Origin of the sequence: Enterococcus sp. DIV0213h, from assembly GCF_051711285.1 — a bacterium.
GTDB classification, from domain to species: domain Bacteria; phylum Bacillota; class Bacilli; order Lactobacillales; family Enterococcaceae; genus Enterococcus_D; species Enterococcus_D casseliflavus.
In genome coordinates, this window is sequence record NZ_JBIOMH010000001.1 from 3749672 (window position 1) to 3763848 (window position 14177).

A 14177-nucleotide genomic window follows, 5' to 3' on the forward strand; every position below is an offset into this window, starting at 1 on the left:
CTCAAGCTTCATCAAATTGAATGTTCAATAAATCTAAAATACGGGTTAAATCTTTTTGTGACAGGTATTCGATCTCGATTTTGCCTTTGCCTTCTTTTTCGCGGATCTCGACATTCGTGCCGAATTTATCCATCAACCGTTCTTCGCTTTCTCGTAAATAGTACGGTTTTTCCCGAATCAGACGCGGAACTTTTTTCTTTTCGTTTTTCGTGTCGTTCATCTCAGCGACCATTTGTTCTAATTGGCGGACTGTCAGATTTTCTTTGACACAACGATTGGCTAATTTTAAGATCTGTTCTTTATTTTTCAACCCTAATAATGTCCGGGCTTGCCCCATAGACAAACGGTCATCTTGAACCATTTCTTTGACGAGTTTCGGCAAGGACAGCAACCGCAAATAATTGGCGATATACGGGCGGCTTTTCCCTAAACGTTCAGCGACTTGTGCTTGGGTCAATTTCAAGTTCTTCATCAGCATGTCATAAGCTTCTGCTTCTTCTAAAGGATTCAAATCTTCCCGCTGCAAGTTTTCTAAAACGGCGACTTGCATCATCGCTTCTTCATCAAAATTGCGGATGATGGCTGGGATCGTTTCCTTGCCAGCTAGTTTAGACGCTCGAAACCGGCGTTCACCCGCAATGATCTCATAGCCTTTGACGGATGATTGCCGCACGATGATCGGTTGAAAGACCCCCGAATGCTGGATCGAATTGGCTAGTTCTTGTAATGAAAGCTCATCAAAGGTTTTTCGCGGTTGATAAGGGTTGGGTCTTAATTCGTTTAAAGGCAGTTCAACGACTTTTTCTGTCTTGATATCGACTTCTTCTAACCCTTGCAGGTCTTGAAACAACGCATCGATCCCACGCCCTAATCCTTTCCCTTTATTCTTCACGGGCTAACACTTCCTTTGCTAACGTCTGATAGACTTCGGCTCCTTTTGAGCGTGGATCATAATCAATGATCGACAATCCATGACTAGGTGCTTCAGACAACCGGATATTCCGCGGAATAATGGTTTCATATACTTTTTCTTGGAAATAGCGGCGGACTTCTTCCACGACTTCCGCGCCTAAGTTCGTACGGGCATCATACATCGTCAGTAAGACCCCTTCGATCTCTAACTCAGGGTTAAAATGTTTTTGTACTAAACGCACGGTATTCAATAGTTGGCTCAGCCCTTCTAATGCATAGTACTCACATTGGACTGGGATCAAAATCGAATCACTGGCGGTAAAGGCATTGATCGTCAAATGACCTAAAGATGGCGGGCAATCGATAAAGATATAATCGTATTGTTCTTTGATTTCATTCAAAGCCGATTTCAATCGAGATTCCCGTGCCATCATGGAGGTCAATTCAATTTCCGCACCAGCTAATTGGATCGTCGCTGGAACGATATCCAAGTTTTCCCGACTGCTAGGTAAAATCGCTTCAACGATCGGTGTTTCATTGACTAATACATCATAGATGTCTTGTTCCACATCTGGTTTGCGAATGCCGACACCGCTTGTGGCGTTGCCTTGGGCATCAATATCTACGAGTAACACTTTTTTGCCGACAAATGCTAAGGACGCACCTAGGTTCACCGTTGTGGTGGTTTTGCCTACGCCGCCTTTTTGGTTTGCAACAGAAATAATACGGGCCATTGATTTTCCTCCTATTTGATTGGTTGTTTCGCTGGCATTCCCGGTTTGCGGGGGTATTTCTTTGGCGTTTCTTTTTTCTTTTGAATGATCAAAAGATGGCGTTCATCGCCGCTGACCGGTAAGGTAAAGCTTTTTTCTTCAATAAATTTGCCGCCTAAGAGTGAGATGGCTGGTTTGGCTTCAACCAGTTCTTCCTCGCTTTTGGCAGCTTTGAGCGCATAAAAATAGCCTGCTTTTTTCACCAATGGCACACAGAGTTCCGTTAACACATTCAAACGGGCAACCGCACGAGCAGTCACATAATCGAATTGCCCACGAAATTGCGGGTTTTGACCAAATGTTTCTGCACGGTCATGGTACAAGTGGACATTTTCCAATTGTAGATCCGTCACAAGGGTTTGTAAAAAGGTGATGCGCTTATTTAAAGAGTCGACGATCGTCACTTCTAATTCAGGAAACACGATTTTTAGTGGAATACTTGGAAAGCCAGCACCTGAACCGACATCACACAAATGACTTTGCGGGTCAAAGGCGGTTTCAAAAGCTAAGGAAACAGAATCGTAGAAATGCTTCAAATACACTTCTGATTTTTCCGTGATTGCGGTTAGATTCATCTTCTGATTCCATTCGACTAAACGCTCGAAATAGACAGCGAATTTTTCCATTTGTTCTTCGGTTAAAACGATCCCGTTTTTGCGTAATTCTTCATGAAATTCTTCAGGTAGCATAACGAATCCTTTCTATTTTGTGAAACAGAAAAATGTTTCACAGACTAGTTCCTACTTTAACGCAAAAAGCAATGTGATGCAATAGCCAGACATTGCTTTCTAGGAGAATTTACCATTTTTTAACTGGGGCTTTAAAGTTGGTTTAAGGCAGAGGAATTATACTCATTTCAATCCAAAAAACTTTTTTCATTTTTCCTTGACCAGCGAGGCTGCCAACCCTCCTGGTCAGCTTTTTTCTCAAAGAAACAAGCATTGATCACAGGATCAATGCTTGTTTTTGTTTCATATGAAACTTTTTTATTTCACCCGGGGCTCGTTGTATTCTTCGATACGATCAGACGCGCGGGAAGCCGCATGTTTGGCTTTGTTGGTTTGACGTGAAGCAAAGTCGCCGGTTTTAGATGCAGCTGACGATACTTTGTCTTGAACCGTTTCTTGTTCCTCTTCGTATTCAGCGATCGTTTTTACATCTACAACATTGATGTTGACTTCGATAACTTCTAATTGAGTCATTGTTGTTACTTCTTTTTGAATAACTTCTTTGACTTGGTCAGCGATTTCTGGGATGTTGCGGTCATATTCAACCACGATATCTAGATCAACGGCTACTTGTTTTTTCCCTACTTCAGTATTGATACCCGCAGTCACATTGTCTGTATTGACTAATTTTTCCGCAATGTTAGAGAAGAAACCACCATCGACCGTCAACAGACCATCCACGTGTTCTAATGCGATCCCGATGATTTTTTGGATCACTTTGTCATCATAGGTCAATGAACCATGAACGGGTGCATCGCCAGTTGGTCCTTCAAAATCGTTGTGGCCAGGTTTTGGCGGTGCTGGATGATGTCCTGCTGGATTTGGATTTCCTGGTGCTGGATGATCCCCTGGTTTTGGTCCGTTTTGTTGTCCTGCTACTGCTTTTTCAGCATTTGGTACCACTGGATCTGGTGCTTCAGTCATTGGAATCGCATTTTCATTTGCTTGATGATTGGTGTTAGGAACCACTGGATCTGGATGTGCGCTGACTTTTTTATCATTGTTTAATTCGTTTTTATCGTTATTCATTAAAAATTCCTCCTATTAAAATGCGTTATTGTTGGTTAAAAAATTCGTCGATGATACCGGTACGTTGGAGATACAATCCTAACGCAAAACCCAAACCTGTTAGGAGTAGAATCAGCAATGTTTTGAAAAAACCGATCGTTACAAACAACACAGCCAGAACAAGGCCGATTGCTCCAAAAATCAATGGGATTTTGTATTGTTGTAGTTCGTTCATCATAGCCCTCCTATTCTACTCGCGGGTTTTCCGGAGTCTCATTTTGTTCAAAATTCGCGTAGTTGACTTCGACTTTGACTTTCTCACTTGAACCAAGCACTCGTTGGACATCTTGTTGGATTTCCGCCATTAAGTTTTCGGTTTTGCCGACTAAGGCAGACGTCCGTTTCAAGCGTCCTTTGATTTTAATCAAAATTCGATTTTTGGTCGCCTTGACATGAACTTTTGGTCCTTCAACAAATTCTTTTTCATTTACTTTCGTACGTACAAGTCCTTCGATTGCTTTCTTATCGATCGTCAATGCGCCCTTATCCTCTTTCAAAACAAAGGTCGTTTTGGTTTTTGGATAAAAAAGCACGACTAAGATCACGATCAAGAATAAGGCGATCAAGACAACAGCTACCCAAAACATATATTGACGCATAAACAAGTTGTCAAAGAAATACGTGACGACATTGCCTCTGCTGTCCAAACCAAATGGCAGCTGCATATAAGGATTACTCATTAATACGATTGGTAATAAGACAGTGATAAAAATCAACGAAACGATGATTGATACGATTTTCCACCCTTTACTCATAGGACACCTCCTCCTTTTTCTCCAATTTTCGATAAGCTTACAAGTTGATGGCTTCTCCGCCGGTAACACCATAAATCTGTGCTGTCACATAGCTAGCTTTATTCGAAGCTAAAAAGACATAGACAGGTGCCAGCTCAGCTGGTTGTCCTGCCCGTTCAAGTAACGCTTGCTGACCAAATTCAGGCAGCTGGTCTTGCGGTTGGCCATGATCTAACTGTAATGGTGTCCAGATCGGTCCTGGGGCTACCCCATTGACGCGAATTCCTTTTTCAGCAAATTGTTTCGCCAAGCTGACTGTAAAACTGGCGATCGCCGATTTGGTTGCCGCATAATCCATTAAATGGGCACTTGGACTAAAGGCTTGGACAGAAGTCGTTGTCACGATCGCTCCTCCAGCCGGTAAGTGCGGCTCAGCAGCTTTGACTAATGCAAACATGGAGATAATGTTTACCATAAAGGTATCTTTCACTTGTTCAATCGGTAATTCTGCAATCGATGGCCGCGTGATTTGCTGTGCTGCGTTCAATACTAATGTATCTAACCCACCTAATGCTGCCACCGCTTTGTCAACGATCTCTTGTGGTGCCGCTTCGTCTCGCAGGTCATAGGGTAGCAAGATCACTTTGCGCCCAGCTTCTTTGATGTACCCTGCAACTTCTTCGGCATCTTCTTCTTCTCCTGGGAAAAAGTGTAGGGCAATGTCTGCTCCTTCACGGGCGAAGGCAATCGCTGCTGCTCGTCCGATCCCAGAATCCCCACCGGTGATCAGTACTCGCCGGTTTTCTAACTGCTGACTTCCCTCATAAGATTCTTCACCACAATCAGGTTTTGGTCGCATTTCTTCTTGTAAAGCAGGCGTATCTTGTTCCTGTTTGCTGTATTTACCCGTGTGATAAAGTTCCCGTGGATCAGTCAAAATAGGTTCACTCATTCTTACGTCCTCCTTTTCTCTATAATAAAATTCTAAACCATTCATTTTTTTTTGGGAAATATAACGCTTTGTTAACAAAAATAAATCTTCGTTTATTAGAAAATGAAAAAAGAAAGTGCCCTCATTTTTGACCAGAAATCAAATAATTTCCCTTTTTTATAGAAGGGGGTAAACTAATAAGTAGTAACTGGTAGTACCTGTAAAAGGGAACCCCTAAGAAAATGACCTTGGATCAAGAAAAAGGAGGAAACAAAGAATGCCTTGGAATGTCCGTGATTATCCTGCGTCAATGAAGAATCTAGACCCCTTAGTTCGTAAAAAAGCGATCGATATCGCCAATGCCCTGCTAGCCGATGGCTATTCGGATGATCGGGCAATCCCGATCGCCACGAGTCAAGCAGAAAAATGGTATGACAATGCAGATGAAGAGGAGAAAAAAGCGTTTCAGAAAGAGAAAAATCCGCAAAAAGACGACGCCCATCAAACCAATAAGAATGCGGAAAAATTAATGGATGCGGATGTAGAAGTTGTGTATGAAGACGACCAATGGCAAGTCCGTTCCAAAGGAGCGAAACGTGCCAGTGACCATTTCGACAAGAAAGCAGATGCCATCGCCCGTGCCAAAGAAATCGCCGAAAACAAAGAATCCGTGGTGAACGTTTATAAGAAAGACGGCGACCATCAAAAGGATATTGATTTGAGAGAATAAAATTGGCTGCAAAAAAGCGGAAGGAGGTCTTACCTTTGTCGTTTGAGCTGCGCGAAACGTTGCCTACTCTTTCGCTTTTTTGTTTCCTTTCACAGCTAGGTTTGATTAAAACTAAAGCAACCGTTTCTTTGACGTTTCTTTTAAAAAGCAGCGGTTCGTTGTCAGAAACCTAAAAAACGAAGACCTTTTGAATGAACCACCACTTTTAAAATTTCTCGACATCCTAAAAAATAAGCCTATGAAATGCTGATCTAGCAACAGTTGTGAACCATCCGTTACCTCTGTAAACTAGCTTGTGCTTTCTTTAACTAAATAAACCTTGTATACTTGAATTATTAAAAGTACAAGGAGTGGTGTTTGTGAAAAAATTATTTTTTGTGCCGTTTATTTTTCTTTGTTTCCTCTTTGCTCTCCCAGCTGCCGCCCAGACAGTGGAAGAACCTGAACTCGTTTATGACTTAGCATCAGATAGTCCCTATGAGCAGCTGATCACGGTAGATGAAGAAGGCAACGAGGTGATTTTGTCCATTGAAAAATTGCCGTCATTCCGAGCAAATCTGGCAGCGGGAACGTATCGTGTGTCAAAAACATCCGCAGGTAATTGGACCGCTAGTTATAATGTAACGGTCAATAGCCGCAATCAATTTACAGGCACTTCGAATTTAAGTTTAGTTGCTCACAGAGGAAGTATCACTTCTAGTTCATTAACTCACACGTCCACCAAAGCCACCTGTACGTTTAAGCAAAAAGCAGGTATAATCACTACCAATGGGAGTGTCGTAACCACGATCTCAAATGGGAAGCTAGTTGTTAAATAGCAGATAGGAGCATACATTGGCTTTAGCAGAACAATTAAAAAGCTGTCGCGAGTCTTCCGGATTGTCGCAAACAGCAGTCGCAGAAAAATTACAGATTTCACGCCAGTCGATTTCAAAATGGGAAAATGGGCGCGGCTATCCAGATATTGAGAATTTGATTTTGTTGAGCGATCTCTACCAAGTCTCGATCGATGAGCTTTTACGTGAGAACGAAGCCTTAAAAGAGCGGATCGAAACCAACAATCAAGAAATCAACGACAAGAAAGAAAAATTGTCGTTACTCCAAAGAACGATGGCAGCAGATAAAGATGAAAGTCTGCTCTTGCTACTGTTAGCTGGAATCGGCTCCTTTCTTTTTCCTTTAGGACTGATCTTAGATGGCTTTGTTTTATGGCGTAACAAAAAAGCCAATAATTTTTATGTATTGATCTATATCGTCTGTGCCTTCTCGATTTTCTTGAATTTGTACGATGGCTATGTCCATCTCAGCAACATCATGAATTGGGGAACCACTACGATTGAAAAAGTGGAATAACTTTATTATTAAGACAAAAAGCCCGCTGCGAATTGTTTTCGCAGCGGGCTTTTGACACTCTATTTACCATTTATAAATTGGTTTTTCAAAGAATATTAACCGTCTTTAGTTAACCTTGGCAATCTTCCCTTGCTCGATATACACCATCAAAATACTGATATCAGCTGGGTTTACTCCGCTGATACGGCTCGCTTGGGCGATGGTTTCGGGTTGGATTTTTTGCAGTTTTTGTTTGGCTTCTGTTGCCAAGCCATTGATAGCGGCATAGTCGATGTTTTCAGGAATGCGTTTGGCTTCCATCCGTTTGAGTTTCTCCACTTTTTCGAGAGCTTTTTTGATATAGCCTTCGTATTTGATTTGGATCTCGACTTGTTCGATCTCTTTTGGCTTCAATGCTTCATTGGCTTCGATAAATTGTAGCATTTCGGCATACGTCACTTCAGGCCGACGCAAGAATTCATTGGCTAAAACGCCATCTTTCAAGGTAGCCGTCCCTTTAGCAGTCAAATACGCTTGTACTTCTGGCGTTGGTTTGATGCGGATCTTAGATAAACGTTTAATTTCTGCTTCAACAGCTTCTTTTTTCGCTACATACGCTTCGTATTGTGCTTCTGGGACGAGCCCGATTTGATGTCCCACTTCGGTCAAACGCAGATCCGCATTATCATGACGCAGCAATAAGCGGTATTCGGCACGAGAGGTCAATAAGCGGTAAGGTTCATTGGTTCCTTTGGTCACCAAATCATCGATCATCACACCGATATAACCGTCGCTGCGTTTCATAATGAAGGGTTCTTTGCCTTGAATTTTCAAAGCAGCATTGATGCCTGCGATCAAGCCTTGACCGGCCGCTTCTTCATAGCCGCTGGTTCCGTTGGTTTGTCCTGCCGTAAAGAGGTTTTCGATGACTTTGGTTTCTAATGTTGGACGCAATTGATGAGGCACCACGACATCATATTCAATGGCGTAGCCCGTCCGCATCATTTCCGCTTTTTCTAAACCTGCGATGGAATGCAGCATTTGGACTTGGACATCTTCTGGCATAGAAGTAGAAAGCCCTTGAACATACACTTCTTCGGTGTTCAACCCTTCTGGTTCCAAGAACAGTTGGTGACGAGATTTGTCTGCAAAACGCACGATTTTGTCTTCGATAGATGGGCAATAACGGGCACCTACTCCTTCGACGATCCCTGTAAACATCGGCGCCCGGTGTAAATTCTGGTTGATGATTTGGTGCGTCCCTTCGTTCGTATAGGTCAACCAGCAAGGTTCTTGGTTTTGATTGTAGGCTTCATCGGGTGTGCTGTAACTAAAGTGATTCGGTTGTTCATCGCCAGGCTGGATCTCCGTTACCTCATAGTTGATGGTGCTGGATTTCACCCGCGGTGGTGTACCCGTTTTAAAACGAGCGATCTCTAGGCCAAGCTCTTTCAAATGATCGGCTAGTCCAATCGATGGCTGGGAGTTGTTTGGTCCAGAAGAATACTTCAACTCTCCAATGATGATCTCTCCTCGCAACGCTGTTCCCGCAGTGATCACTACAGCTTGGGCTTGGTAACGAGCGCCTGTAGAGGTCACGACGCCACGGCATTCGCCTTCTTCAACGATCAGCTTTTCAACGATTCCTTGGCGCAGTGTCAGATTGGCTTCTTTTTCGATCGTTCGTTTCATTTCAGCCGCATAGGCATGTTTATCGGCTTGCGCCCGCAAGGCCCGCACAGCGGGACCTTTTCCTGTATTGAGCATCCGCATTTGGATGTAGGTTTTGTCGATATTTTTGCCCATTTCTCCGCCTAAAGCATCGATTTCGCGCACCACGACGCCTTTTGCTGGTCCGCCGACGGAGGGATTACAAGGCATGAATGCGACCATGTCTAAGTTGATGGTCAGCAAGAGGGTTTTTGCCCCCATTCGGCTGGCTGCCAAGGCAGCTTCTGATCCGGCATGGCCGGCACCAACAACGATCACGTCATAACTTTCTGCTTGATATTCTTGCATGGTGTTCTCCTTTTTACGCCAGTGGCGCATTCTTTATTTTCCTAAACAAAACTGACTGAACAATTGGGTGATCAACTCATCTTGGACACTGTCGCCCACAACTTCTCCTAGATAGTCCCAGCAGCGTGTCATATCGATTTGAACCAAGTCGACAGGCATTCCTGCTTCGATCCCTTGGATGACCTCAGACAACGACTGAACGGCATTTTCTAATAAGGCAATGTGGCGAGTGTTAGAAAGATAGGAAGCATCCTTATCGGTGGTCTTGCCCCCAAAGAATAGATCGGCAATGGCTTGTTCCAGTTGATCCAAGCCTTCACTCGTCAACACAGAGACAGAAAAAATCGGTTCATCTGCTGCGTACTGTGCTAGCTCAGCGGGTGCTAATTTTGGCTCAAGGTCGGTCTTATTCAATAAGATGATCCGACGGCTGCCAGCAGTCAGCTCCAGCAATTGTTTGTCTTCCTGGGTCAATCCTTCGCTTTGGTTGAGAACCAGCAAAATCAACTCCGCTTCTGCCAATGCTTTGCGGCTGCGTTCGACCCCGATTTTTTCAACGACATCTTCTGTTTCGCGGATACCAGCCGTATCGATCAGTTTCAACGGTACCCCGCGAACATTGACATACTCTTCAATGACATCTCGAGTCGTACCAGCAATGTCTGTCACGATGGCTTTTTCTTCCCTTAATAAATGGTTCAATAAGCTGGATTTACCGACATTCGGCCGACCGATGATCGCGGTACTCAAACCTTCTCGCAAAATTTTTCCTTGTTGGGCAGTCGCTAATAAGGCTTGGATCTGCCCTTTGACCATCGTGGCTTTTTCTAGCAATAAGCGGGTCGTCAATTCTTCCACATCATCGTATTCAGGGTAATCGATATTCACTTCAACTTGCGCCAGCGTCTCTAAGATCTCTTGGCGTAAGGTCCGAATCAAGTGGGAAAGATTGCCATCCAGCTGATTGACTGCGAGATTCATCGCCTTATCGGTCTTGGCACGAATCAGGTCCATCACCGCCTCGGCTTGAGAAAGGTCAACCCGTCCGTTTAAAAAGGCCCGCTTCGTGAATTCTCCCGGCTCAGCCAACCGTGCGCCTTGTCGTAAAACCAGCTGCAAGAGTTGATTGACGACAACGATCCCGCCGTGGCAGTTGATCTCGACGACATCTTCTCGGGTAAAGGTCCGCGGCTTTTTCATCACTGATAGCATCACTTCATCCATCAAACGGTTTTCTTCTGGGTCCACGATATGACCATAATGGATCGTATGACTAGGGACTTGGGCGAGGGTTTTAGTGCCTGCTTGAAAAATCCGATCCGCAATTGCGATCGCTTCTTCCCCGCTTAATCGCACAATACTGATGGCCCCTTCGCCTGGCGGGGTGGAAATCGCGGCAATCGTATCAAATTCTTGCGTTATATTCGCCATGTTGCTTGCTCCTCCTATTTTTTCACATAAAAAAAGTGCCCACTCCACCCGTCAAATTGATTGAAAATCAATAAAAACGAGTAGACTTAGCACTTTGACTGCTTGTCAATTAAATTCTGGAAATAGATTAGCACATTTTTGCGTGAGTCGCAAGCTTCCTTCAAAAACTTTTAAATTTTGCATCTGTCCGCAAAAACCTTTAAAATAAAAGCAAAGAATAAGAAAAGAGGGATCTATTATGGAAACCATCAAATCATCAAACAGCGCTGCTCGCATTAAAGAAATCATTTTATCGACAGGAAACGTGAATCGGCCTTACGTCGTGCGGGATATCGTCTTTGCGGCAGACAAAATCGAAGTAGATCTATTTGATACATCTGTGAATTTGAACGATCTGTTGGCAGATGTGACCTATCGCTTAAAAGAAACCGCCCACAGCTACGGAGCGAATGCAGTGATCAACTGTCATTTCGAACATGACCGCATCGTCGAAGGCGACAAAACCTACCTTGAGATCTTTGCCTATGGTACAGTGGTTCAGTTTACTCAATCAACCATCGGCGGCTAATTGCCTCTATCATCAAAGAAAAATACAAAAAAGAGTCCGCGGCATACGGACTCTTTTTTGATACCAAAGGCTGACCTACGTAACGTATGTTGACTTTGATAAGAATGATTTCTAGTCAAGGATACTTGGTTTTAAATTTGTTGTCAATCGCTTTTTCCCATCAAAAAAGGGAAAGGCTTGTCAGACCGCCTTTCCCTTTTTTCATTAAATTCGTTTGTCCGCAGGTTCCACTACTAAGTAGCGATACGGTTCATCCCCTTCAGAATGAGTTTGAACATACGCATCTTTACTCAAAACTGAATGGATCTGCTTTCTTTCAAACGCCGGCATCGGTTCTAAAAAGACTGGGCGGCCTGTTCGTTTGACTTTTTCAGCAGTACGGCTAGCCAAACGTTCTAAGATCGCTTGACGTTTTTCACGGTAATCTCCGACATTCACTACAATCGACAATTTGTTTTTCGCGATGCGGTGAATATACACTTGCGCCAAATATTGCAGTGCATTCAAGGTTTTGCCGTGCTTCCCAATCAAAATGCCTTGTTTTTGCGTTTCTAAATGAAAGACGACCACGCCGTCTTGACGAGCGGTTTTTACTAAGGCGGGTGCATTCAATGCTTTTGAAATATTTGTCAGATAGAGTCCCAGCTGAGCCAGCGCTTCCTCATCTGAAAGATCCGTCAGCAAAACAGGTTCGCTCGCTGCTGCTTCCATCACACTGCTTGCATCCTCTGTCGTCACAGGATCTGGTTCTACCAGCGGTTTTGCTGGTACTTCTTCAACGGGTGCCGGTTCTTCAACGATTCGTTTTTCAATGGAGACCCGTGCTTGTTTTTTTCCTAGACCCAAGAAGCCTTTTTTTCCTTCATCCAGGACTTCGATTACTGCTTGATCTTTGGTGATACCAAGGACTTGCAATCCCTCTTGAATTGCTTCATCTACTGTCAGATTTTCATAAATCGGCATTGCAGTGCAACCTCCTCTTATTTTTTCCGTTTCTTTTTAGGACTCATTGCTTTTTTCAGCGCACGCTCACGCTCGCGTTCTTTGCGGGCAGCTTCTTCTCTTTCTTGGCGAATCTTGAATGGGTTATTTAAGATCATTGTTTGCACAACTTGGAATGCATTGGAAACGACCCAGTACAAGGAAAGACCGCTGGCAATGTTGATCCCCATCAGTAAGATCATCATCGGCATAGCGAAATTCATGATTTTCAGACTCGCATTTGATTCCACTTGGCTCATACTTGATAAGTAAGTACTTGCAAAAGTAAAGAGCGCCGCTAAAATCGGCAAGATGAAGTATGGGTCACGATCACCCAGCTGCAGCCATAAGAATTTTCCTTCTTGCAGAGCAGGAACCCGTGAGATCGATTGCCACAAGGCCATCAAAATCGGCATTTGTACCAATAATGGCAGACAGCCGGCATAAGGATTGACATTGTTTTCCGCATACAAACGTTGTGTTTCTTCTTTTAACTTGCTTTGTGTTTCTGTATCTTTTGACGCATATTGCTGTTGCAGCGCTTTTAACTTCGGTTGTAATTCTTGCGTTTTGCGCATGCTTTTGGTTTGGAAGTGCATCAACGGCATCAAAATGACCCGAATGATCAATGTAAAGAGGATGATCCCGATCCCGGCATTGCCGAAGGAGAGGGCTTTGATCGCCTCTGCAAAATAATAAACGATGTAACGGTCCCATAGACCAGTACTTTGTGCATTTACTTCACCTGTTGCACCGCAGGCAGATAAGACAACTACTAATGAGAGAACTCCCAAAAATAGTAAGACGCGTTTCCCTTTTTTCACGTAACTAATTCCTTTCCATTAATGAATAATTTTGGCAAGTTTTAAGACATGCTCTAAATTCGAGTAGATTTCCTTTGAGGAACAAGTGGCGATACTTGGACGGGCGATCACGATGAAATCGACCGCTGGTTCGATTCGCGGCTTCATTTCCGTTAAACTTGCACGGATCTTGCGCTTGATCTCATTTCGCTTCACTGCATTACCGACTTTTTTCCCTACAGATAAACCAACTCGAAAATGTGATTGCTCTTTAGGTAAGACATACACCACGAACTTCCGATTTGCAAAAGAATTTCCTGCCTGAAAAACTTTTTGAAAATCTTGCTCTGTTTTTACTCGATAGGATTTTCTCATCTTCGGTTCCTTCACTTCTTTCAATTAAGCTTCGCGAAACGGATTGAATCCGTAACCACTCACCTGTCAATAATACCATATTTGCCAAAAGTCAGACACTATATTCCGCAAAAACGGCATAAAAAAAACCACTGGCATTCAGTGGCTTACGCAGAAATAACCTTTCTGCCTTTACGACGACGGCTAGCTAAAACACGACGTCCATTTTTTGTACTCATACGTTTACGGAATCCGTGAACTTTTTGACGTTTACGTTTATTTGGTTGATACGTTCTTTTCATTTATTTCCACCTCCATCAGGATAATGCTTATGCGCACAGACATACTTTGATAGTATAACGAGTCAAGTACTAGTTTGTCAATAAGAAGTTTGCTCAAAATCAGGCATTCTTTATCCACAATCCCTTTGATTTGTGTGGGTTTGCTGTTTATAGCCAATTTTTGTGGATAACTTTTTCCCCAGAGTTATTTTGGCTTTTTCCACAAACAAACAGCCTGTAGAAAAGTTTTCCACAATCACTTTTTTAACTGTTGATAACTGCCCTAAAACCTAGTGTTATCAAGGCGTGATCTTCACATCGATCTGTGGATAAAGGAGATTATTTTACAGTTATGCACATTCTTTTTCTACCTGTGGATAGTCGAATTTCGAACATGTGCATTTCCATTTTTCTTTTATCCCGTTTTGTGGAAAAGTATTTTTTTCTAACCTTTTTTATCGTAATCTGTGGAAAACTTTTTCAATCCGTGCTATTTTAGTTATATCTATTCTTAGTTATAGGAGGACAATTT

17 protein-coding genes are annotated in these 14177 nt (G+C 43.2%); 4 read left to right on the forward strand and 13 right to left on the reverse strand.

Features of this window, described 5'->3' with window-relative positions; all coding sequences use genetic code 11:
- Position 1: 1 nt before the first annotated feature.
- The 7 genes from IGI77_RS17525 to IGI77_RS17555 form a co-directional block, all read right to left on the reverse strand.
- Entirely contained in the window at positions 2-892 is an 891-nt protein-coding gene (locus IGI77_RS17525) for a ParB/RepB/Spo0J family partition protein (RefSeq protein ID WP_005226254.1), read from the reverse strand.
- Complete coding sequence (locus IGI77_RS17530) at positions 882-1646, reverse strand: ParA family protein (protein WP_005226255.1); 765 nt, start codon at positions 1644-1646, stop codon at positions 882-884. The genes IGI77_RS17525 and IGI77_RS17530 overlap by 11 nt, the downstream gene beginning before the upstream one ends.
- Positions 1647-1657: 11 nt before the next feature.
- On the reverse strand, positions 1658-2374 hold the full coding sequence (gene rsmG, locus IGI77_RS17535) for a 16S rRNA (guanine(527)-N(7))-methyltransferase RsmG (protein WP_005226256.1): 717 nt from the start codon (positions 2372-2374) through the stop codon (positions 1658-1660).
- Positions 2375-2671: 297 nt separating this feature from the next.
- Positions 2672-3442, reverse strand: coding sequence for an Asp23/Gls24 family envelope stress response protein (locus tag IGI77_RS17540; RefSeq protein WP_010748461.1), 771 nt, complete (start codon positions 3440-3442; stop codon positions 2672-2674).
- A gap of 25 nt (positions 3443-3467) precedes the next feature.
- A complete protein-coding gene (locus IGI77_RS17545; protein ID WP_005226258.1) occupies positions 3468-3659 on the reverse strand; it encodes a DUF2273 domain-containing protein in 192 nt (63 codons plus the stop codon).
- A gap of 7 nt (positions 3660-3666) precedes the next feature.
- Positions 3667-4236, reverse strand: coding sequence for an alkaline shock response membrane anchor protein AmaP (gene amaP / locus IGI77_RS17550; protein WP_005226259.1), 570 nt, complete (start codon positions 4234-4236; stop codon positions 3667-3669).
- A 37-nt stretch (positions 4237-4273) separates the two neighbouring features.
- Positions 4274-5167 (reverse strand): SDR family oxidoreductase, encoded by an 894-nt coding sequence (locus tag IGI77_RS17555; protein WP_005226260.1) that lies wholly within the window; start codon positions 5165-5167, stop codon positions 4274-4276.
- Positions 5168-5423: 256 nt separating this feature from the next.
- Between IGI77_RS17555 and IGI77_RS17560 the strand changes: the two genes are divergently transcribed.
- The 3 genes from IGI77_RS17560 (at position 5424) to IGI77_RS17570 (ending at position 7229) form a co-directional block, all read left to right on the forward strand.
- Entirely contained in the window at positions 5424-5876 is a 453-nt protein-coding gene (locus IGI77_RS17560) for a DUF2188 domain-containing protein (protein WP_151196092.1), read from the forward strand.
- Between the two features lie 350 nt (positions 5877-6226).
- Positions 6227-6694, forward strand: coding sequence for a DUF5626 family protein (locus IGI77_RS17565; protein WP_438770478.1), 468 nt, complete (start codon positions 6227-6229; stop codon positions 6692-6694).
- Between the two features lie 16 nt (positions 6695-6710).
- Positions 6711-7229 (forward strand): helix-turn-helix domain-containing protein, encoded by a 519-nt coding sequence (locus IGI77_RS17570; protein ID WP_005226263.1) that lies wholly within the window; start codon positions 6711-6713, stop codon positions 7227-7229.
- Between the two features lie 105 nt (positions 7230-7334).
- Here IGI77_RS17570 and mnmG read toward each other — a convergent pair whose 3' ends face one another.
- Positions 7335-9227 (reverse strand): tRNA uridine-5-carboxymethylaminomethyl(34) synthesis enzyme MnmG, encoded by a 1893-nt coding sequence (gene mnmG, locus IGI77_RS17575; RefSeq protein WP_008376950.1) that lies wholly within the window; start codon positions 9225-9227, stop codon positions 7335-7337.
- A gap of 33 nt (positions 9228-9260) precedes the next feature.
- Complete coding sequence (gene mnmE, locus IGI77_RS17580) at positions 9261-10658, reverse strand: tRNA uridine-5-carboxymethylaminomethyl(34) synthesis GTPase MnmE (RefSeq protein WP_074535553.1); 1398 nt, start codon at positions 10656-10658, stop codon at positions 9261-9263.
- A gap of 238 nt (positions 10659-10896) precedes the next feature.
- On the opposite strand from mnmE, the gene IGI77_RS17585 reads away from it, so the two are divergent.
- Positions 10897-11226, forward strand: coding sequence for a heavy metal-binding domain-containing protein (locus IGI77_RS17585; RefSeq protein ID WP_005226284.1), 330 nt, complete (start codon positions 10897-10899; stop codon positions 11224-11226).
- Between the two features lie 204 nt (positions 11227-11430).
- Here the strand turns inward: IGI77_RS17585 and jag are convergent, their stop codons facing one another.
- The 4 genes from jag to rpmH form a co-directional block, all read right to left on the reverse strand.
- Positions 11431-12189 (reverse strand): RNA-binding cell elongation regulator Jag/EloR, encoded by a 759-nt coding sequence (gene jag / locus IGI77_RS17590; RefSeq protein ID WP_005226285.1) that lies wholly within the window; start codon positions 12187-12189, stop codon positions 11431-11433.
- Between the two features lie 17 nt (positions 12190-12206).
- The gene (locus tag IGI77_RS17595) at positions 12207-13031 is read right to left on the reverse strand and encodes a YidC/Oxa1 family membrane protein insertase (protein WP_010748469.1); all 825 of its coding nucleotides are present in this window, start codon (positions 13029-13031) and stop codon (positions 12207-12209) included.
- 18 nt (positions 13032-13049) lie between these two features.
- Entirely contained in the window at positions 13050-13385 is a 336-nt protein-coding gene (gene rnpA / locus IGI77_RS17600; protein ID WP_015510644.1) for a ribonuclease P protein component, read from the reverse strand.
- 146 nt (positions 13386-13531) lie between these two features.
- Positions 13532-13666, reverse strand: coding sequence for a 50S ribosomal protein L34 (rpmH, locus tag IGI77_RS17605; protein ID WP_002356012.1), 135 nt, complete (start codon positions 13664-13666; stop codon positions 13532-13534).
- Positions 13667-14177 lie beyond the last annotated feature (511 nt).

Excerpts from the sequence above, each read along its gene's own strand:
- IGI77_RS17530 (WP_005226255.1), bottom strand. The coding sequence starts at position 1,646 with ATGGCCCGTATTATTTCTGTTGCAAACCAAAAAGGCGGCGTAGGCAAA.
- mnmE (WP_074535553.1), bottom strand. The coding sequence starts at position 10,658 with ATGGCGAATATAACGCAAGAATTTGATACGATTGCCGCGATTTCCACC.
- mnmG (WP_008376950.1), bottom strand. The coding sequence starts at position 9,227 with ATGCAAGAATATCAAGCAGAAAGTTATGACGTGATCGTTGTTGGTGCC.
- jag (WP_005226285.1), bottom strand. The coding sequence starts at position 12,189 with ATGCCGATTTATGAAAATCTGACAGTAGATGAAGCAATTCAAGAGGGA.
- rpmH (WP_002356012.1), bottom strand. The coding sequence starts at position 13,666 with ATGAAAAGAACGTATCAACCAAATAAACGTAAACGTCAAAAAGTTCAC.
- IGI77_RS17545 (WP_005226258.1), bottom strand. The coding sequence starts at position 3,659 with ATGATGAACGAACTACAACAATACAAAATCCCATTGATTTTTGGAGCA.
- rnpA (WP_015510644.1), bottom strand. The coding sequence starts at position 13,385 with ATGAGAAAATCCTATCGAGTAAAAACAGAGCAAGATTTTCAAAAAGTT.
- IGI77_RS17560 (WP_151196092.1), top strand. The coding sequence starts at position 5,424 with ATGCCTTGGAATGTCCGTGATTATCCTGCGTCAATGAAGAATCTAGAC.
- IGI77_RS17540 (WP_010748461.1), bottom strand. The coding sequence starts at position 3,442 with ATGAATAACGATAAAAACGAATTAAACAATGATAAAAAAGTCAGCGCA.
- amaP (WP_005226259.1), bottom strand. The coding sequence starts at position 4,236 with ATGAGTAAAGGGTGGAAAATCGTATCAATCATCGTTTCGTTGATTTTT.
- IGI77_RS17585 (WP_005226284.1), top strand. The coding sequence starts at position 10,897 with ATGGAAACCATCAAATCATCAAACAGCGCTGCTCGCATTAAAGAAATC.
- IGI77_RS17555 (WP_005226260.1), bottom strand. The coding sequence starts at position 5,167 with ATGAGTGAACCTATTTTGACTGATCCACGGGAACTTTATCACACGGGT.
- rsmG (WP_005226256.1), bottom strand. The coding sequence starts at position 2,374 with ATGCTACCTGAAGAATTTCATGAAGAATTACGCAAAAACGGGATCGTT.